The sequence below is a fragment of the Candidatus Anaeroferrophillus wilburensis genome, from assembly GCA_016934315.1.
In the GTDB taxonomy this organism is placed as follows: Bacteria; Desulfobacterota; Anaeroferrophillalia; order Anaeroferrophillales; family Anaeroferrophillaceae; genus Anaeroferrophillus; species Anaeroferrophillus wilburensis.
In genome coordinates, this window is sequence record JAFGSY010000021.1 from 65,924 (window position 1) to 85,087 (window position 19,164).

Sequence of the window (19,164 nt, forward strand, 5' to 3'; positions counted from 1 at the left end):
CAAGGTGAAGGGTGCAAGGTTTGTGGTTTACGGAGATTTCAGCTGGTGATCGGCAAGGATGGTTCCACGCCGGTCAAAGGTGATGCCCTCCTTTGCCAGCAGTGATTGTTTCAGTACCGTGCCGCCGCCGTATTGGCCAACTTGGCCATCGGCTCTGATGACCCGGTGGCAGGGGTAGAAGAGGGGAAAGGGGTTGGCGGCCATCACCCGGCCCACCGCCCTGGCTGCACCGGGGTAGCCGGCCATGGTTGCCAGGGTACCGTAGGTGATGACCGTTCCCCGGGGGACGGTCAGTAAGTGTATCATGATTGCCCGGGCAAAAGGGGTGAATCGTTCGTTGCCGGCGAACAGGGTTTCATCGATGGCCGGAGGCTCTGCGGTGCCGTAGTGCCGGAGAAAATCAGTTGCCTGGGCGACCTTGTGCTGCAGTGCCGGTTGGGTGCTCAGGTCGAGCTGTCGCCCTGCGTCCAGGGGTGCCGGGCCGACACCGGGCAGAAAAAGCTGCCACAGACCGCTGTCCCCGGGGTCGTACTTCCAGAACAGCAGCAGCTCACCGAAAAGCCACTCCACCCGCTGCCAGCCGAGATTTTTTGAAACTATCACCTTCCTTGTTGTCACCTTTTGCCGTCTGCTCCCTGCCTTCTATCTCTTATCTTCCAATTCCTGCTCCCTGTCTTCCGGCTTCAGCTGGCGACTCCGGTGGGTGCCGGAATCCAGGTCCCGATGGTAATCAAAATCGGGATCGGTGTCGGTGGTATGGCAGTTCAGGCAGGTTTGCTTGGCCACCGGCCGCAGGATTGATGCCTTTGGCTCCTGGGGGTGACCGGCCGCCGGACCGTGGCAGGCTTCACACTGGACATTGGTCAGTCGCGGGGTTTCTCTCAGGGTGCGGAAGCCGGCGGCAACATTGGTGTGGTTCATGCCGGTCACATGGCAGGGCAGGCAGGCGGGATCAAGCTCCTTCTGCCGCCGGATCAGGGTGATGATCGCCCGGGCGTGGCGGGTCTGCCGCCAATGCTGGAACTGCTGCTGGTGGCAGGGGACGCAGGCCTGGATGCCGAGGTAGGCGGTGCCGGGCTTGAACGTTTGTTGCTCACCATTTTCCTGCTGCATGGGCCTGGTACTGGTCCGTTGTTGGCTCTGCTGCTGGAGATGCCGGTGCCGCCAGGTGTCGTATTCGGCAACCATCGTTTTGATCTGCTGATCTTCACCGGTGTTCTTGGTGTCAAGCCGGCGGCAGTGGGGGGCGGACAGGGTCCAGCCTTTCGGTTGCGGCTGGCAGTCAATGTGGCTGACATATTGACTGCCTCTGACATTGTTGTTGACGATCATCGTCTGACGGTAGATCTCACGCTGTCGACTGAGTCCCGGCTGGTGACCCTGGATCACCAGGTCAATGCCGGCAACCCGGTCGAGCCAGGCAGTCAGGCTGGGGCGTTCGGCGTGGGCCATGACGATGAAAAGATCGTGGTTGACCGAGCGTTGAATGTTGGTGAGGGCAGCCACCGGGTCGGTGATGGTCAGCGGCTCGCGGTGCAGATAATCTCCATACTGGGGATCGATGACAGCGGTGATCAAGACCCTTTTGCCGCCTTTGCGCAAAAGGAGATAGGGCAAAAAGTAGTTCTGCTGCTGTTCCCGGTCGACCAGATTGGCGCACAGAAGATTGACCGGTGAACCGGCTGCCAGCCGGCGGAGAAAAGGGGCACCAAAGTTGTATTCCTTCTCGCCGATGCCGATGGCGTCAACCCTCATCATGGCGTAGGCGGCAACAATGAGCTCCGCTTTCTTCTCCTCCACCGGTCCCGATTGGAGGAAGTTGTCACCGGTGTTGAGGATGATGGTATGTTCCCGCCCGCTGCCGTCAACCAGCTGGTCATAGGCGGTTTTCTGCCGGGCGAGCCCACCCGCCTGCTTACCGTGTCAGCCGCAGGGTTCAATGGTTCCGAGAAGATTGCCGCTGTAGATGATCCTGATGGCCTGATCGTCGGCCAGGCAGGGAATGGCAAGAGGTGCTGCCAGGAGTAAGAGGGTGTAGAGGATCAGCCGGCAGACTGCGACAGTCATTGCTGAGGTGGCATGGGTCATAATGGGTGCACCGTCCGGAAGAATGGTGGCGTGTTAGCTCCTGAATAACATGGACTCAGGAGAAGTGCAAGGTGCTATCCGGTTTCCTGGTCCAAGGGACCAGTGGGCAGAATCCGCCGGACTTTCCGGGGCGCTGCCAGCCAGAAAGCCAGGCATGACAGCCAGAGGGCGGTCATGATAACCAGGAATGCCGGTTCATAGCTGTGGGTGACGTCAAAAACCCGGCCGGCCGCCCAGGCGCCTGCGGCACCTCCCAGGCCGAGAAAAAGTGACAGAAGGCCGAAAATCCGCCCGAAGGTGGGGCCCTGGAAGAGATCGGCGGCGATCGAGGGAAAGAGCGGTGCTGCGGCGCCGTAGCCGAGGCCGAAGAAGGCTGCAAAAAGGTAGGCGAATACCTGTGGCTGCTGTTGTACCGCCAGCAGGGCGATGATGCCCAGAGAAGCGGCCGCCATACCGATGCTGTTGGCGGTTTCCCGCTGCCAGCGATCGGCCAGGAAGCCGAGGATGATTTTGCCGCCGGAACCGCAGATGCCCAGGATGCCCAGGACAGCGGCCGCCTGTCGGGAAGGAATGCCGTTGTCGATCAGGCAGGCTACCGCGTGGAGCAGGGTCCCCTGGATGGCAAAGGGACCGAAGAAGAAACCCGCTGCCAGCAGCCAGAACCGTCGGGTGCGCAGGGCTTTCCCAGCATCCCAGCTGGTGTCAGCCCAGTCATGGTCAAGGACAACCATTCTTTTGCTCCGGGTTGCCGGGCTGCCTGCCGGCGCTGGTGCCCGGGTGCCATCCGGTACGGTGCCCACCTGCCGGGGATCCCGGCGCTGCAGGAGGATATTAAGGGGAATGGCCACCAGCATCAGCAGGGCGAGGACGCGGTAGGCGGCCCGCCAGCCATGGCTGGCGATGATATGTTCCATCCCCGGCGGGATGAGCAGCATACCCAGGCCGATGCCGGACATGGCCATGCCGACCGCCAGCCCCCGGCGGCGGATAAACCAACGGGGCAGCAGGGCGGCATGGGGGACAAAACCCATAAAGCTGACCCCGGCCGCGGCGCCGATGCCGTAGCTGAGATAAAAGTGCGGCAGGGTGGTGGCCCGGGAAACGGCAAACAGGGCAATGCTCAGCCAGAGGGCGCCGGCAGGAATCAGCCAGCGGGGGCCGTAGCGGTCGACCATGATGCCGGCGACCATGGCACATAGATAGTGACTGATGATGAAGAGGCTGAAAATGCTTGCCGTGGCGCTGCGGTTCCAGCCAAAATCTTTAATGATGGCGACGAAAAAGACCGAGAAGGAGTACCAGACGCCAAAGGAGAGACCGAGGGTTACAAAAGAAACGGCGACGATGATCCAGCCGTAATAAAAGGGCAGGTGGCGGGGCAACTTTTTCATTGCGAAATCGTTCTGGTGGGTTATAATCAGCCGTTGGTGGCGGTCCCTAATGGGGTCATCGGTTATCTGTTGTTGGTGTCTATCAGTTTCGGTAGGATTGTGGCAATGATTATGTTGAACTTCTTTTTCCCGTTTGTCAGATATGGAGATAATGATGGTGTGCAATGGCCGGCGATGTCTGCTGTTTGTGCTGTTTATTGTGATTCTCATGGGTGGTTGTAAAACAATGGAGTCCTGCGGGGTGCCCGCCGGGTCTCCCTACCGGAACCCGGCAGAGCTGGAACGCGGTGAGATTATCCATGTGCCCACCGGTCTCAGCGTCAGTGAGGCGGAGTTTTTTGACCTGACGGCCGGCAACCGGCTTTTCTACATTGGCGAAGCCCATGATAATATCTATGATCACCGGCTGGAGCTGAAGATTATCAGGGAACTGCAGCGGCGCTTTCCCGGCCGGCTGGCGGTGGGCATGGAGATGCTCGGCCGCCAGAGCCAGGAGGAGATCGACCGCTGGCTGGCGGGAGAGCTGGATGAGAAGGCATTTCTGGAGGTTTTTGGCCGCGATTGGGGGGTGCTGGATTTTCCTTACTATCGTGAACTGCTGGAATTTATCAGGAGCAACCACATCCCTTTGCTGGCTATCAACGTCAGCAAGGCTGAAAGGATGTCTTTGGTCCAGGAGCGGCGGGAATTGCTCGGGGGGAGCTATCCCGAACCCGATGACCCCTATCAGAAAGAGGCGCTGGCCGCCATGTTCAGCGGCCATGACCATGGGCACCTGGAGTTGTTTTATGCCATGCAGCTGCTCTGGGAGGAGACGATGGCTGAATCGTTGGTCAGTTACCTGGACAGCGATGCCGGCCGGGATAAAAAGATGGTGGTCATTACTGGAGGTTTTCACTCGGCCTACGGTTTCGGCGTTCCCCGAAAGGTTCTGCGGCAGTGCAAATGGCCCTATGTCATTGTTGCGTCAACCACCCCTGCTGCACTGGTGGAAAATGAGCGGCAGTTGATGGAGGTGGATTTCCCCTCTCTCCCCCTCTATGTTGCCGACTACCTCTGGTGTGTGCCTTACCGTAACTTGAAGGATGACCAGGTTCGCCTCGGCGTCCATCTGAGTGACCTTGAAGATCGGGTGAAGGTGGCGGCGGTGCAGCCGGATAGTGCCGCGGCTCGTGCCGGTGTCCAGGCTGAAGACCTGATCGTCGTTATCGACGGTCAGCCGGTATCCCGCAGCCTTGATGTTCAGTTTGCCGTTCTGGGGAAAAAAGCCGGTGACCGCTGCCGGCTTATCCTCAGCCGCGACGGACAGGAATTTGAGGTTACCGTTGAGTTCAGGTCGAACTGAGTTTTTTTTCCGAAAACAATCAGCCAGGGAGTAGTTCCCGCTCATTGTCGCCGGCCATTCATGGCCGGCTCCGAGGTGTCCGCCGCGAATCACCATCCAGGTGATTCGTTAGGCGGCCAAAACCGCTTGGAACTACTTCCTGGCTGGTTGTCAGGGCAATAATTGTCCAGGATCGATTTTTTTGAAAAAACAAGAAGGTAGCATGATGGCTGATTCCCAATGGCCGGCGGATCCGGAGGATAATCGCCAGTACTGTCGTCTTGACCAGCTCAATTCCGGCTGGTGGCAGGAGGCGGAAATGCTGCTGGCGCGCGGACAGGGGAATTTTCCCCACCTGACCGTGACCAGGGAAGGCATTGAACTGCCCTGGTGGGGCCAGCCGGTACTGGTTGTTCCCGCGGCAAAGCGGATGGTTCCCCTTGCCGGCCAGCAGCCCCTTACCTACCAGGAGGGTCTGGTTATCCTCGGTCTCCTGGGTTATGCCGTCCGCCATGATCAGCTGCCGCCGGCGACCGGTCTGGTGAGTGCCGAGCATCTCACCGGCGGCACGACCTTTTTCCGTGGTCCCCATGTGATGGCCTCGGTTCTTATCAGCCGCCGCTTTGCCCGCGACGGGGCGGCCTTTCTGACCCTGGGGCAGGCAGTGGGAGGCCAGCCGGCCGCTTACGGGGAGTATGGGCTAGCGTTTTCTTGGTATCCCGGCCTGACGTGGATTGTCGCCCTTTGGGAGGAAGACGAGGAGTTTGCCGCCCGGGCCATGTATCTCTTTGACCGCAGCATTGAGCAGCTCTTTGCCCTTGACGTCATCTGGGCGCTGGGCAACGTGGTGGCCAGGAAAATGGCGGCGCCGTAAAAACCATTTTTGGGGATTATTGTTCCGACGTGGCCGGCTCCAAGGCGTCCGCCGCGAATCACCATCCAGGTGATTCGTTAGGCGGCCAAAACCGCTTGGGGACAGGCCTCTACCTCACCACTGAGAATTTTCAGGGGAAAAGCTTGCTGGTTCAGGTCCTGCCCTTCCCTGCTTGCCTCCAGCGGGAAGAGGTTCCCGACAAACGCAGCAGCTGGAACGCCCGTCAATTAACGGCCGTAGGTTTTGAAGCGTTCGTGGGCCTGACGCATCTCTTCTTGGCTGAGGATTTGCGGGGTGCCGATTGCCCGGGCCCGGTAGTACAGTTTTGCCACCTCCTCAACGTGCAGGGCAATGGTGTAGGCGCGGTGGATATCCGGGGCGATGGCCAGGAGACCGTGATTGGCCAGCAGGATGGCGTTATCCCGGGCCAGGCCGGCAGCCGCCTGCCGGGCCAGTTCTTCGGTGCCGAAGGTGGCGTAGGGGGCGACCCGGACGCTGTTGCTGCCGGTAACAGCAATCAGGTAGTGGCAGGCTGGAATTTCCTCCCGCAGGACGGCAAACGTGGTGGCGTAGGGGGAGTGGGTGTGGACAATGGCGCTGATGTCGGGGCGGGCCCGGTAGATCGCCAGGTGCATGGGCCATTCGCTGGATGGCGCTTTTCCCTGCCGGAGGCTGCCGTCAGGGTTGATGACGCTGATTTCCCCGAGGGTCAGCTGCTCATAGGGCAGCCCGCTGGGGGTGATGGCCGTCAGTCCGTGCTTCCGGTCAAAAATGCTCAGGTTGCCGCCGGTGCCGGTGGTCAGCCGGTCGGCTGCCAGCCGTCGGCCGTACTCGCAGAGCAGCTGAAGAGACTGTTTCTGGATCATTGCTGCATCGCCGGAGCCATAGCCTTCATGGATTCAGGCATGGGAATGCTTTTCCGCCGTTGCAGGTCGAACATGACAAAGGTCACCCGGGCATCGCAGACTCGTTCGCCGGTTTTTTTGTTGGTGATGGTCTGGGTGATGACACCCACCTTATCATTCCTGATTTCGCTCACCTTGGCATCCACCAGCAGCACATCGTTCATCCGGCTTTCCTTGCGGTAGTTGATATCCAGGTGGACCACTGCCGGGCCGATTCCCTCCGCGGCCAGGGCCAGCAGGTCGATGCCATGGTCTTCGGCCATCCGGACGCGGCTCCATTCCAGAAACTCGATGTAGGTGGCGTTGTTGACGTGGCCGAACATGTCGATGTGGGTTGAGCGAACGGTGATTTCAATCATGGGTATTCCTTATTGATGATGCCGAATGTACCACGGTCAGGGTTCACGGAGCAGCAACCGTTCACTTCCGGGTCGCAAATCGATCGATTTCCGCCAGCAGGATTGCCTGCAGCCGGCTGACCTCGGCAGCGGTTCCCTGCCAGAGATCAAAGCCGAACTTTAACAGCCGGGAGAGCTCCAGCGGAATGGCCAGCCGATGGACCGGCTCCGACGTGGCGTGGGGTGTCGGGGTGCTGTTTTCAGGTCGGTACTGCTGCAGCAGCCGTTGCCTCAGGCAGCGGTATGCTTGGTGATCCGCTGCCAGATCAGCAATTGACCGGCGCTTGAGATACTCATTGATCAGCCAGCCATCGAGCCGGTAGTCAAGGTGCTGCCAGAAAAATCCGTAGCAGGCGGCAAAATTTTCTCGGGTTCCCAGTTTGCCCTTTTGTTGGTCGAAGATTTTTGCCAGTACCATGGTTCCCCAGGGCAGAATCTTCATCAGGGGGTTATGGCGGCGACTGGAATAGTGAAATGAATCAAGGTTGTCGGCCAAGGTCAGGTAGAAGCGCTGCTGGACAGGATTCAGCCGGGAAAAGGTAACGGCTTCAAGACACAAGGTGCCGGCACACTTGCTCTGGTAGCCGGTCAAACTGCGCAGATCAGTACCACCGTTTTGGTATGGATGCAGGAGACAGCCGACCTGGTGCTCGCCGTCGTCAAGAAAACCCAACCCCCAGCAGGAATCTCCGTAAATTTCACCTGCCTGGTTCAGATTTTTATTCAAATCAAGGCGGTTGCGGCGAAAGAGTTCCTTTTTCCTGTCCAGCTGATTGAGGGCGTCGGCTTCCGGATCCCTGATGGGCGGGCAACAGGCAAAACAACTTTTGCCGCCGTCAGGGAAACAGAGAGATGAAGACCGGAACATGGGGAAATGCCGCTGCTTGCCGACAGCCGCTCAGCGGCCCTTATGAGCCGCTGTAGAGAACAGCCATGATCATTGCCGGCTGGTCGGTATTGCTGGTTACCAGATGAGGTGCGGTTGATTTGAGATAAAAAGCATCTCCCATGGAAAGAATTTCTTCATGTTCTTCAATGGTTATCTTCACTTCGCCGTCCAGGACATAAATGAATTCCTCTCCTTCGTGAACCGCCGGCGCCAAGGTCTTGTTTTTCACCGGGTTCAGCTTGACGATGAAAGGATCCATGTGCCGGTCTTCCAGGTCAGTGCCAACGGGGATGTAGCTGTGGTCGCTGACTTTTCCCAGGGGCAGGGGGGCGCTCTTCTGATCTTTTGCCCGCAGAACGCTGTAGGTCTTGTTGCCGGCCTTCTCACTGATAATGGAGCTCATCAGGGTATTCAAGGCCCGGGAAAGTTTCATCATGGTTCCCAGCGGCGGAGTAATGGCTTCCTTTTCAATGTTTTCCAGCATCTCGACCTTGAAGCCGGTTTTCTCGGCCAGGTCCTCCAGCGTCAGACGCTGTTTTTCCCGCAGGTGGCGGATTTTTTCACCAACATGGATGGGGGCTTTCTGCTCTTTGCTCTGGTCGAAATGATCGGACAGATCAGATAAATATTTTTCGTAATAATCGTTGCGTTTGTCTGTGGGGATCATTGTTCATTCTCCTTACTGCCGTAATGACGCCATGAGATTATGTTTCCGGTGAATGCCTCCAGCCTTGTGCCGGCCGGCATGGAACTGACCGGAGCAAGAGGTGCGCCCGACGCAAAGTGCGCAGTTGGCAAATTCAGTTGCCGGATTTCAGTGATTATAGATGGTTGTTCTTTATCTTGGCAAGTTATTTTTTGGTTATGTGTATTTTTTTACATGGTTGCCGGGTGAAAAAACTTGACAATGCAGAGATAATTAGCTAGCTAAGCAATAACCTTTTCCGGAGACCGCTGTCGATGAAACTTCATGACTGTACCTATTTTCTTGCCAACCGCCTGACCAGAAGCCTGAAGAGGGCTTTTGACCTCCGGCTGGAGGTGCATGGGCTCACTGCTGCCACCTGGTGTGCCATGATGGCCCTGGCGGAAAAGGGTCCCCTGACCCAGAAGGAGTTATCCGAAATTTTGGCGCTGGAGAACCCGACGGTAACCAGGACCGTTGACCGCCTGGTGGAGAAAGGTTTCATTGAGCGGCGCCTGGTTCCCCATGACCGGCGTTATTCGGTTGTCTCAATGACGGGCAAGGGTGCGGCTATCCTCGGCCAGATAGAAGAGGTGGGCAGTTGTTTCATGGGCTGGGTGACCCGTGATCTGGATGATGAAGAGGTCAGGGTTTTGAAACAGCTGCTGATACGCATTCATGACCATGTGGTTGCCGGCTGATTGTTTCTGCCATGGATAGCGCCGAACGTTTATACTGCTATCGTGACCTCTGCCGGCGGGTTAACCGGTTTTTTGCCGACCATGTGGCTGATTATTGCCGCCACTGTCAGCAGGTCATGGACCGGGTGCCGGGCGGCGGTATGGCCTATGAACTGCGCTCGGGGGTGTTCCCCGGCTGCTGTCATCGAGGGGCCGGCGATATTTTCCGGCTGGAGGGGGTGACCGATCCCTCCCGGCTTGCCGATGGGCTGGTCGATCTTCTCCAGGTGGAGCGGCAGAAGGTTGTCGCTGCCCGGCGAACGAGTGCTGCGACCTATGAGCTGATCAGCCGGGAAACCGGCGCGCGGCTTCATGGTGAACACTGCCGCTATTTTGGCGCCGAAGGGTGTCTGCTGGGAGATCTGAAGGGGCCTTTGTGCATTAATTTTATCTGCCCACCTATCCGCGCCGACTTGCTGCAGGTGGTGGACGGTGACGAGTCGGTCATCGGGCCGGAATACGATTTTTTATGGATATACCAAACCCTGGCGGCAATCAGCGCCGGGGGAAGGCCTGAGATCGAGGATCAACTGCTCGTCTTAGATCAACACTTGGAACGATTGACGCAAGCCTGTCGGCACTATCTGGAAGCGGCGGCTGAATATTCTCTTTTTGCCTGTTTCTGCTGTGGTGCTGCCGACCGGGGCTGATGGTCAGCGAATGGCATGTCCTGCACGGTGGTTGGCGGTTTGCTGAAAAAGATTGGGGGAGAGGTTATCGATGTCAGATAGATGTGACCATGACCAGGAAATTGATCTGGAGGAACAGCAGATCCTGGCTGCCATTGAAGCGGCTCTGCCGGCGATGCCTACCGATAGACACCAGCTGATTCCGCTGTTGCAGCATATTCAGGGCACCCATGGCTACCTGCCGCTGGGCGGCATTGCCCTGGTGGCTCGACATCTCAAGATGGCGGCTTCAAAGGTGTACGGGGTTGCCACCTTTTATAACCAGTTTCGTTTCAACCCGCCGGGCCGTCACCCTCTCAAGGTATGCCTGGGTACTGCCTGCCATGTGAAGGGCGGGGAGATTATCCTGGAAAATTTCAGCCGCCGGCTTGGCATTGCCGAAGGGGAGACCACCAAGGACCGGGAATACAGTTTGGAGCGGGTTGCTTGTGTCGGCTGCTGTGCCCTGGCGCCGGTGGTGATGGTGGGGGAAAAAACCGAGTCGTACGTGACCCCCAGTAAGGTTGAGGGGATTATTACCGAGATTGAAATCCAGAACGAAATAGCTGAGCGAGCGAAGGAAAAGCATGAACCAGAATCCGACACCCAGTGAACAGTTAGATCGTCTGCGGCAACCGGCCAAGGAGAGCTGGCACGCCCTGCAGGATTCTGATGTTCCGGTCATTTATGTGGGTCATGCCACCTGCGGCCGGGCAGCCGGATCCCAGGAGACCATCGAAGGGTTTGAACAGGCGTTGGCGGACAAGGGAATTGCCGCCGAAATCAGGACGGTTGGCTGCCTGGGTCATTGTTATGCCGAACCCCTGGTGATTATCCATTATCCAGGATTTCCGCCGCTCATGTACCAGAAGATTGGCGCCGGCGAGGCGCGGGTGCTGGTAAACTCATTTCTCCAGGCCGGCGAAGATCCCTGCTTTGAATATCTGCTGGGGGCTCTGGAACCCAATGAGATGTTTCCGACCCTGATGGACTACCCCCGTTATCTGTATGAAAAACGGGTGATTATGGCTCACTGCGGTCGTATCGATCCGGAAAACATCGATCATTATCTGGCGCTGGACGGCTATCAGGCCCTGGCCAAGGCGCTGGAGCAGGGCGGCCAATGGGTTGTGGATGAGGTCAAGGCGGCGCACCTGCGGGGCCGGGGCGGTGCCGGGTTCCCGGCCGGCATCAAGTGGGAGATTGCCCGCCATGCGGAAAAGCAGCCCAAGGTGGTGATCTGCAACGGTGACGAGGGTGATCCGGGAGCCTACATGGACCGGACGCTGATGGAAAGCAACCCCCACCAGGTGCTGGAGGGGCTGGCCATTGCCGCGCTGGCCGTGGGGGCTGAGCGGGCCATTCTCTACATTCGGGCGGAGTATCCGCTGGCGGTGCGGACAATCCAGCAGGCGATTTATGCGGCCCGGGAAAAGAAACTTCTTGGCGACCATATCCTCGGCACGGATTTCAGCCTTGATATCTCAATTTTTCAAGGATCTGGTGCCTTTGTCTGCGGTGAGGAAACCGCCCTGATTCAGTCTGTCGAGGGCCATCGGGGGATGCCTCAGTACCGGCCTCCCTATCCGGCGGTCGAGGGGCTGGATGGTCTGCCGACGGTAATCAACAATGTCAAAACCCTGGCCACTGTCCCGGCCATCATCAGCAAAGGCAGTGACTGGTTTAAAACCATCGGTACGGAAAAAACTCCCGGTACAGCGATCTTTTCGGTGGTTGGTGAAGTGGAGTATCCCGGACTGGTGGAAGTTCCCATGGGTGTCAGTCTGGAGCACCTGATCTATGAAGTATGTGGTGGCATCAAGGATGGCAAGCCGTTCAAGGCAGTCCAGATCGGCGGTCCTTCCGGCGGCTGTCTGCCGGAAAGCGAGTTGGGAACCGCCATTGATTTTGATTCCCTGAAACAGGCCGGTGCCATGATGGGTTCCGGCGGTATGGTGGTCATGAATGCCGATGCCTGCATGGTGGAGGTGGCCCGCTACTTTGTTGATTTCACTCAAAAGGAATCCTGCGGCAAATGTACCTTCTGCCGCATCGGCACCCGCCATTTGCTGGCCATTCTGGAGGATTTCACCAAAGGTGTTGGTAGTGATGATGACCTGCAGGAGCTGAAATCCCTCAGCGAGGGGATCATCAAGGGATCATTGTGCAGCCTGGGGAAAACAGCGCCCAATCCGGTGTTGACCACCCTCAAATTTTTCCCTGATGAGTATCTGGCCCACATCCATGAACAGCGTTGTCCGGCAATGATGTGCCGGGCGCTGACGGCCTTCTACATTGATCTTGAAGCCTGTGCCCGGGGGTGTGACGCCTGCGTGGCCTGCTGCCCGACGGAAGCGATTTTTACCACCAGCAACCGCAAGAAGGCGATCGACCAGGAAAAATGTGTCAAGTGCGGCGAATGTGTCTATGCCTGTCCGCCGGAGTATGATGCGGTGCGCCGGGTATCGCCGCCCGGGATGATTCCGGACCAGGGAATCAAACCGCTGGTTGAGACCAAAGAGGAGCAATAATGAACGAGATGGTGACCATAACCGTTGATGGCCTGGAAATTACCGTTCCCCGGCGAACCAGACTGCTGCAGGCCTGCCTTGACAACGGCATTTATATCCCCAATCTTTGCTATTTGGAGGGTATGGACCAGCCGCCGGCATCGTGTCGCCTGTGCCTGGTGGAAATCGAAGGCCGTCCGGGGCCGGTACCATCCTGCAGCCTGGAGGTGGAAGCAGGGATGGTGGTGCATACCAATACGGACGAGGTGCAGAAACTCCAGAAGATGGCTTTCCGCCTGCTGGTCTGCACCAACGAGGGGCAGTGCCGGATGTGCATGGCCAATAAGCGGTGTGAACTGCAGCGGATTGCCAAGTTTCTCCACATGCCCCTGCGAACCAAGAGGCTGCGCCATCTGCCCAAGGACCTGCCGGAGGTTATCGAGGATCATCCCTGCATCGTCTACGAACCCAACAAGTGTGTCCTCTGCGGTCGCTGCGTCTATGTCTGCGCACAGCAGGGCAATGATTTTTCCCTCAGCTTTGCCAACCGGGGTTTCAACACGGTGATCTCATTTTTCGGCAGCCAGAACGAAGGGCAGGGCGATGCCTGTCTCGACTGTCAGGCTTGTGTCGATATCTGTCCCGTTGGTGCTCTCAACCTTAAGGACGATCGCCGCCGACATCTGCGCAAAATGGCGGCCAAAGCCAAAGCCCGTGGTTGAACGTGGTTGAGAAAGTCCGTCTGACGGTAGTTTACAACAATGTGGCGGGTGATCCCCACCTGACCACCGACTGGGGTTTCGCCTGTCTGGTTGCCGGTGAGGGCCTGACAATCCTTTTTGATACCGGGGCCAATGGCCGCGTGCTGCTTCATAACCTGCAAAAACTCGGCATCGATCCACAGACGATTGATGCCGTTTTTTTATCCCATGACCACTGGGATCACACCGGTGGTCTGGCAGCCTTGCTGGCCGTCAAGCCGCAGCTGCCGGTTGTTCTGCCGGCGAGCTTTTCTCCCCTGTTTCAGCGGGACCTGATAGATCGTGAGGTGCCGGTGCGCCTGGTGCATGACTGTGAGGAACTTTTTCCAGGGGTATTCAGTACCGGTCCCCTGGGGGAGGAGATCCCTGAGCAGGGGCTGATGATTGCCCATCGGCGAGGGCCGGTGCTGATCACCGGCTGTGCCCACCCGGGAATTGCCATGATGGTCGACAAGGCGGCGGCGATCTTTTCGCAGCCGCCGCTGCTGGTTATGGGTGGATTTCACCTGTTGTCAGCCGGTCCGGCTGACATTGAGCGTGCATCTTCTTCTCTCCAGCGTCAGAAGGTTGAACTGCTGGCTCCCAGCCACTGTACTGGCAGCCACGCGCTGGCGGCCTTTCGTTGTGCCTGGGGCGACAACCTGTTGGCCGGCGGCTGCGGCGTGGTGCTGGAGGTCTGACTCCAGGCGTCCAGCACCTCTTTGAGCCTGGTCATAGACACCTTCCCAACACTCTTCGATACCTCTTCCTTCTTTATCACCTTTACAGCTGTTTTTTCAGAAAAGCCAGCATTCTGGTCCAGGAATCCCGGCGGGCTTCCGGGTGGTAGCGCCGGTTGCCGGGCCAGATGAAGGAGTGATCAACGCCGGGATAGATATGGTACGGGTGCTTGATTCCCAGCCGGCGGCAGGCGTTATCGAGCAGATAGGTGTTTTCCACCGGGACAACGGTATCCCGGTTGCCATGGAATGAGATGACCGGACAGGGCAGCCGGCTGAGAAAATCAAGATGGTCGTCGGAGTTGAGCGGCAGTTGTTTGAAACTGTCCATGCCGCCATGCCAGCAGGTGAGGCCGAAGAAATTGACGACCGTCCGCACACCTGAAATAACGGTGCCGGCATAGAGGGCCAGACCGCCGCCCCGGCTGGCTCCCAGCAGGGCCAGGTGCCGGTCATCTACGGCCTCCGCCGCTCCTATCCAGCCGCCCATGGCGGCCAAGTCTTCCGGCGGCAGCATGTCCCAGCTCCGCCGCCGGGGCAGCTGATCGCCGAACCATTCCGGCACCAGCACGGCGTAGCCTTCCCGGGCCAGAGTGGCTGCCAGTTCCCGGTGCTGTGGCTGGAAACCGTCGGTGCCGTGAAACACGATGACGGCGGCAAACGGTCCGCCGGTTTCCGGCCGGCAAAAAAAACCGGGGATGGAGATCTCCCCGGCTGGAATGACGACATTTTTCTTGATGATCGTGGTCTTGGTCATCAGCTACCTGCCGGTATACAGCTTTTCCTTGATATGCAGGGTGGCAAAGTTGAACTCGCCTCCCAGGGTGATGGCGGCGCAGGCGGCGGCAAAATCCTTGGAACATTCAATGCCGGCTACCTTTGCCACTTCCCGGGAGAGGGGCGGGACGATGCCTTCCGGGCCGGAGGGGAATCCCACCTCAAGGTTGGGGAGTTCAACCCCGAAAATCATTTCGTCGCCACGGGTTTCCACATAGACCTTCTGCAGCGATGAAACCAGGTAGGGGCGCGGGTTGTTTTTCATTGTCCGGTAGAAAGCGGGAATGATTTCACCGCCCATGCCGCTGTAAGCCGGCCAGCCGGTTTCTTCCAGGACCCCCTGGCGGTCCAGCTCGATGTAGGAGAGGAAATCATCAATGGGGCGGCCGATATTCTGTTCATACTCCTTGATGGGTATCCGCTGCTGGGCGGAGACGTAGCGGCCCCGGCGATTGCGTGGTGAAGGTTTCAGATCGCCGTCACGGCCCATGCCGATGACTGACAGCCGGCAGGCAATCTGGTGTTCTTTGAACAGGTTGTCAATATAATTTTTGGCACCGCCCACCGCTTTCGAGGTGCAGCCGTGACCGCGATATTCGGTAAACCGGGTGTAGAAGCAGCAGTGCAGAATCCGGTCGCCATGGTGCTGCTTGTCGAGAAAATCGACATTGTAGACCTGACCGGCAAAGGGTTGCAGGAAATCCCCGGTCATCAGCGTGATGATGCCATCCAGGTTGTCCTTGATCAGCTTTCTGGCCCTTTCCCGCTCCTTCTCCGTGCCAAAGACAAAGGCCAGGTTGCGGGCGGCACCGGCCCAATCGGCAACCTTGATCTCCACGGGCCCGTACTTGTTGAGCTGGAAGCAGCCGACGCTGATTCCCAGATGGCCGACACCGGGACCATAGCAGAGGATGTTCTGGAAGGTTTTGTTGACGTCGCCGCCGACTGCCACTTCGCCCGCATAGCTGAAATAGTCCTCGTCGCCGCCGATATAGTTGTTTACCAGGGGCTGATAGCTGGTTTTGCCGTCAACCAGTGGCGCCAAGGGGGTGTCACACATGCCGCAGCGGGTAAAATCGTCGCCGGCTGCCAGCATCCAGTGGCTGTTGTCCCGGGGGCAGCGGTATTCAATGCTGTAGGGTTTTGCCGGCATCACCAGATGATGAAACGCGACGCCGCTTTTGGCCTCGAGAAAAAAGCGGCGGGCCAGGGTGCCGACGATGAACGTATCCGGCGCCCCAATTCCTGCCTCCAGCGCTTTCTCTTCAGTTTTCCAGGGAGCAACCTCACCCCGTAGCATGGCTTCGCTGATGTTTTTTGCAACCTCAGTATAATTCATCTGTTTCCTCCTCCGCTGTTCTGCCGGACAGTATCGTTGCCTTTATGGGTTGTCGGTGTTGCGGTTGTGATTGTTGAGTCTTTTTTTGAACAGCTGTTTGTCAAGGGTGGATCAATCAAGGATGACCGGCAGGGTCTTTCTGGAGCGGACGTCGTACAGACCTTTGTCGGTCAGCCGCAGAAAAGGAAGGCCGGTGAAGGAGAGAGTCTGGTAGTGGAAAAAGGGATTGTCCAGCTCTGAGCCCAGTGACTTCAGGGCATTTTCGATCGCTTCCTCCCGTGTATTGATCTCTTCCAGCGGCAGATCGGCATAAATGCCGCCGATGGGCAGCGGCAGTTCGGCCAGAATAGTTTGCCCCTCGACCACCACAATGCCGCCCTGGAGTTCCAGCAGTCGGTTGAAAGCTGTGGCCATCTCAGCCTCACTAGCGCCATAAACGGTTGGCTGGTAGGCTTCCCAGTTCAAAGTTGAGGCTACGGCACCCCGCCTGATGCCGGTGCCGGCGAGAAAGCCTATGCTGATTGTCTGTCGGCCATGGCGATTGACAATGGCGTATTTCAGGATACTGTGCTGGGGGTCAGGAACGATATTGCCGTCGATCACCGGCAGGGTGACACGCTCTTCGTGGGTGACCATGCTGCCGATTTCAGGCCGGATGGCCCGCACCCTAGCTTCGCTGCCGGTGGACGGGTAATGAAAAGTGTCTGCGGTCACCGGGGCCAGGGGCAGAGAATGGTAGGCAGCCTCGGGGTAGATATAGGGTTCCAAAGAAACTTGCAAGGAGCCTTTTTCAGCGACGATCCGGCCGCCGGCCACCACCAGGGAAGGTGAGAATGTTGCCAGGTCGGGGACGATTTGCAGATCGGCGCGGAAATGGGGGGCAATCGCCCCCAGGTCACGGAGACCAAAGGCAGCCGCGGCGTTGATGGTCAGCATCTGGACCACGGTAACCGGCGAAAAACCAAGGGCTACCGCTTTGCGGGCAATAACGTCAAGATGTCCTTCAGTCAGCAGCCGGGAGGTGGTGACGCCGTCGGTGGAGATGGAAACCTGCCTGAAATCATTGATCATCTCCCTGATGGGTGCAACCCCTTCCAGATCCTGGCGGATGCTTCCCTCCCGGATCATCAAGTAGAGCCCCAGGCGCAGCCGTTCCAAGGCTTCCTCAGCGGTGATCGGTTCATGGCAGGAGGAGATGCCGGCCGCCGCAAAGGCCTGCAGTTTTTCCCGTCGGGCACCGGCCGAATGTCCCTGAACCGGGAGGTTGTGCTGCCAGGCCAAGGACAGCAATGCCAGCGTCCGTTCATCCGGATCAATGATCCGGGGCCAATAGGCTTCGCCAATGCCCACGACCCGTTGGTCGGCAAAGAGTTTGGCGTATTCTGCCAGCGAAAAAGGGTGAACGGTTTCCAGTTCCGGAAACGGGGGTGAAAAACAAGGGGCGGTAGCCAAGATGTTCATCGGCTGCCGACCGGCTTCCTCAAGAAACCAGCTGACGCCGGCGGCGCCCAGAGAATTCCCCAGCTCGGTCACCTCAGTGACCACGGTGGTGGTTCCCCGGGGCAGGACCAGACGGACAAAATCATGGAGGCGGAAAACATTGGCGATGTGGGTATGGGTTTCAACGAAACCGGGCAGCAGATAGGCACCGTCGGCATCGATGACCCTCGTTTGTTCGCCCCTGACGGCGGCGCATAGCTCACCAACCGCCACAAACCGTTCCCCCCTGATGGCCACTGCGGTCCGGGGGATGACTTCAGCGGTGAACACATTGACCAGGGTGCCGTTGGTGATGATCAGGTCGGCCGGTTCATGACCAAGCGCGGTATGAACTGCTTGGGAGATTGCTTCAGGACGCATGGAACAGATTGTTCTCTTTTTTCCGATAGGCGGTAGCCTGGGCGCTGGCAATCAGGTGGCCATGGTTGTCGGTGACTTCAATATGGTAGGTGGCAATCCGGGGATTGCGGGATACTTCCCGGGATGCCGCCCTGAGTGGGACGTCCACTGCCGGTGCCCGCAGATAGGTGACGTTGACATTCAGGGCCACCGCCAGGGTGCCGTGGGTATTGCAGGATACCTGGAACGCTTCATCGATGAGGGCGAAAATTGCCCCACCATGCACCATCTTGAAAAGGTTGGTGGTTTCACAGGTAGGGGTCATCTCCACCAGGGCGTAACCGGGGGAGCAGTCAACCAGCTGGATGTTGAAGAGGCGGGCAAATGGCTCTTGGCCAACTGCAGCCGCGGCGGTGTGTCGGAGATCGTCATTGATCATAATGGTCTCTTCCTGCTTCCTGCCAACGCTCAAGCCTTTCGGTACCATATTTTTCCTCATAGGTGGCCATAATCTGCTCAAAAGGCAGGTCGCTGAATGGTTCGCGGTGGCGGATATATTCGATATGCAGTTTGCCGTCTTTGCTGTGCAGGTCGAAGACGGCATCCCGGCTGCCGTCGAAGTCAACCGGATTGATCCCCAGCCGCTGGCACATGAACCGGTCAAAGGTGGGGGTAGCCTTGACCCACCGGTTATTCAACCACAGTTCGTTATAGCCGTGGCAGAGAAAAATGTTCGTCTGCATGACCTCCATCAGGTTGCCGGGAACCTGATAGTTTTTGATATCAGCCAGCAGCAGTCGGGTGGGGATGCCGACAGCCCGGCAGAGGGCGGTCAGTAAAACCGCCTTCTGCACGCAGTATCCCTTGCCCCGGGCCAGAATAGCATGGGCCTGGTAGTTTTCCCGCCTGGTGGAGAAGGTGTAGGGGTTATAGCGGATCTCATCCCGGACGAAAAGAAACAGCGCCCTGGCCTTTGCCATAGCAGCATCCAGGCTCCCGGTTAAGAGCTGAACTTGTGCCATGATCGCCGGGTGGTCGCAATCAAAAAAATAGGTTGGCTGCAGATATTCTTCCATGGTCAATGACGGGATGATTTTATCCTTTTCGGTTATGGATTCAATGCTGTGGCCATGTTCATGCTAAGTTAGTAAAACACATTTTTATTTTGTGCCATCATACCGGTGCCAGTTGCAGATGTCAAGAATTTGGTGTGCCATTCTCGCGTTTTTGCTACCTTTTTCTGGCCGGCAAAGATCT

At 58.0% G+C, this 19,164-nt stretch carries 21 protein-coding genes; 8 read left to right on the forward strand and 13 right to left on the reverse strand.

Annotation, left to right across the window (positions count from 1 at the left end):
* Positions 1–27: 27 nt before the first annotated feature.
* The 4 genes from JXO50_05335 to JXO50_05350 all read right to left on the reverse strand — a co-directional run bounded on the left by JXO50_05335 (position 28) and on the right by JXO50_05350 (position 3,479).
* Entirely contained in the window at positions 28–306 is a 279-nt protein-coding gene (locus JXO50_05335) for an MGMT family protein (protein MBN2332514.1), read from the reverse strand.
* Positions 307–642: 336 nt separating this feature from the next.
* On the reverse strand, positions 643–1,800 hold the full coding sequence (locus JXO50_05340) for a hypothetical protein (protein MBN2332515.1): 1,158 nt from the start codon (positions 1,798–1,800) through the stop codon (positions 643–645).
* 123 nt (positions 1,801–1,923) lie between these two features.
* Entirely contained in the window at positions 1,924–2,088 is a 165-nt protein-coding gene (locus JXO50_05345) for a hypothetical protein (protein ID MBN2332516.1), read from the reverse strand.
* 74 nt (positions 2,089–2,162) lie between these two features.
* Positions 2,163–3,479 carry an MFS transporter gene (locus JXO50_05350; protein MBN2332517.1) on the reverse strand — a complete coding sequence of 439 codons (1,317 nt, stop codon included), beginning with the start codon at positions 3,477–3,479 and terminating at the stop codon, positions 2,163–2,165.
* 151 nt (positions 3,480–3,630) lie between these two features.
* Between JXO50_05350 and JXO50_05355 the strand changes: the two genes are divergently transcribed.
* Positions 3,631–4,824, forward strand: a complete 1,194-nt coding sequence (locus JXO50_05355; protein MBN2332518.1) for a ChaN family lipoprotein — start codon at positions 3,631–3,633, stop codon at positions 4,822–4,824.
* 181 nt (positions 4,825–5,005) lie between these two features.
* The gene (locus JXO50_05360; GenBank protein MBN2332519.1) at positions 5,006–5,677 is read left to right on the forward strand and encodes a DUF3786 domain-containing protein; all 672 of its coding nucleotides are present in this window, start codon (positions 5,006–5,008) and stop codon (positions 5,675–5,677) included.
* 227 nt (positions 5,678–5,904) lie between these two features.
* On the opposite strand, the gene JXO50_05365 is transcribed toward JXO50_05360, so the two are convergent.
* The 4 genes from JXO50_05365 to JXO50_05380 form a co-directional block, all read right to left on the reverse strand.
* Complete coding sequence (locus JXO50_05365) at positions 5,905–6,543, reverse strand: class II aldolase/adducin family protein (protein ID MBN2332520.1); 639 nt, start codon at positions 6,541–6,543, stop codon at positions 5,905–5,907.
* A complete protein-coding gene (locus JXO50_05370; protein ID MBN2332521.1) occupies positions 6,540–6,941 on the reverse strand; it encodes an acyl-CoA thioesterase in 402 nt (133 codons plus the stop codon). The genes JXO50_05365 and JXO50_05370 overlap by 4 nt, the downstream gene beginning before the upstream one ends.
* Positions 6,942–7,002: 61 nt before the next feature.
* Positions 7,003–7,848 (reverse strand): hypothetical protein, encoded by an 846-nt coding sequence (locus JXO50_05375; GenBank protein ID MBN2332522.1) that lies wholly within the window; start codon positions 7,846–7,848, stop codon positions 7,003–7,005.
* Positions 7,849–7,888: 40 nt separating this feature from the next.
* Positions 7,889–8,536 carry a helix-turn-helix transcriptional regulator gene (locus JXO50_05380; protein MBN2332523.1) on the reverse strand — a complete coding sequence of 216 codons (648 nt, stop codon included), beginning with the start codon at positions 8,534–8,536 and terminating at the stop codon, positions 7,889–7,891.
* Between the two features lie 293 nt (positions 8,537–8,829).
* Here JXO50_05380 and JXO50_05385 point away from each other — a divergent pair, with 293 nt between their 5' ends.
* The 6 genes from JXO50_05385 (at position 8,830) to JXO50_05410 (ending at position 13,913) form a co-directional block, all read left to right on the forward strand.
* The gene (locus JXO50_05385; protein ID MBN2332524.1) at positions 8,830–9,255 is read left to right on the forward strand and encodes a MarR family transcriptional regulator; all 426 of its coding nucleotides are present in this window, start codon (positions 8,830–8,832) and stop codon (positions 9,253–9,255) included.
* A gap of 11 nt (positions 9,256–9,266) precedes the next feature.
* Positions 9,267–9,944 (forward strand): hypothetical protein, encoded by a 678-nt coding sequence (locus tag JXO50_05390; protein MBN2332525.1) that lies wholly within the window; start codon positions 9,267–9,269, stop codon positions 9,942–9,944.
* 70 nt (positions 9,945–10,014) lie between these two features.
* On the forward strand, positions 10,015–10,575 hold the full coding sequence (gene nuoE / locus JXO50_05395) for an NADH-quinone oxidoreductase subunit NuoE (GenBank protein MBN2332526.1): 561 nt from the start codon (positions 10,015–10,017) through the stop codon (positions 10,573–10,575).
* A complete protein-coding gene (locus tag JXO50_05400; protein MBN2332527.1) occupies positions 10,550–12,493 on the forward strand; it encodes an SLBB domain-containing protein in 1,944 nt (647 codons plus the stop codon). The genes nuoE and JXO50_05400 overlap by 26 nt, the downstream gene beginning before the upstream one ends.
* Positions 12,494–12,501: 8 nt before the next feature.
* Positions 12,502–13,194, forward strand: a complete 693-nt coding sequence (locus tag JXO50_05405; GenBank protein MBN2332528.1) for a (2Fe-2S)-binding protein — start codon at positions 12,502–12,504, stop codon at positions 13,192–13,194.
* Between the two features lie 2 nt (positions 13,195–13,196).
* Positions 13,197–13,913: an MBL fold metallo-hydrolase gene (locus JXO50_05410; GenBank protein ID MBN2332529.1), complete on the forward strand. Its 717-nt coding sequence runs from the start codon at positions 13,197–13,199 to the stop codon at positions 13,911–13,913.
* An 82-nt stretch (positions 13,914–13,995) separates the two neighbouring features.
* On the opposite strand, the gene JXO50_05415 is transcribed toward JXO50_05410, so the two are convergent.
* The 5 genes from JXO50_05415 to JXO50_05435 form a co-directional block, all read right to left on the reverse strand.
* Entirely contained in the window at positions 13,996–14,709 is a 714-nt protein-coding gene (locus tag JXO50_05415; GenBank protein MBN2332530.1) for a dienelactone hydrolase family protein, read from the reverse strand.
* 3 nt (positions 14,710–14,712) lie between these two features.
* A complete protein-coding gene (locus JXO50_05420) occupies positions 14,713–16,068 on the reverse strand; it encodes a hypothetical protein (protein ID MBN2332531.1) in 1,356 nt (451 codons plus the stop codon).
* Between the two features lie 111 nt (positions 16,069–16,179).
* Positions 16,180–17,928 (reverse strand): adenine deaminase, encoded by a 1,749-nt coding sequence (locus tag JXO50_05425; protein MBN2332532.1) that lies wholly within the window; start codon positions 17,926–17,928, stop codon positions 16,180–16,182.
* Positions 17,918–18,346 carry a PaaI family thioesterase gene (locus JXO50_05430; protein ID MBN2332533.1) on the reverse strand — a complete coding sequence of 143 codons (429 nt, stop codon included), beginning with the start codon at positions 18,344–18,346 and terminating at the stop codon, positions 17,918–17,920. Before JXO50_05430 ends, JXO50_05425 begins: the two co-directional genes overlap by 11 nt.
* Positions 18,336–18,983, reverse strand: coding sequence for a transglutaminase domain-containing protein (locus tag JXO50_05435; GenBank protein MBN2332534.1), 648 nt, complete (start codon positions 18,981–18,983; stop codon positions 18,336–18,338). Before JXO50_05435 ends, JXO50_05430 begins: the two co-directional genes overlap by 11 nt.
* Between the last annotated feature and the right edge of the window lie 181 nt (positions 18,984–19,164).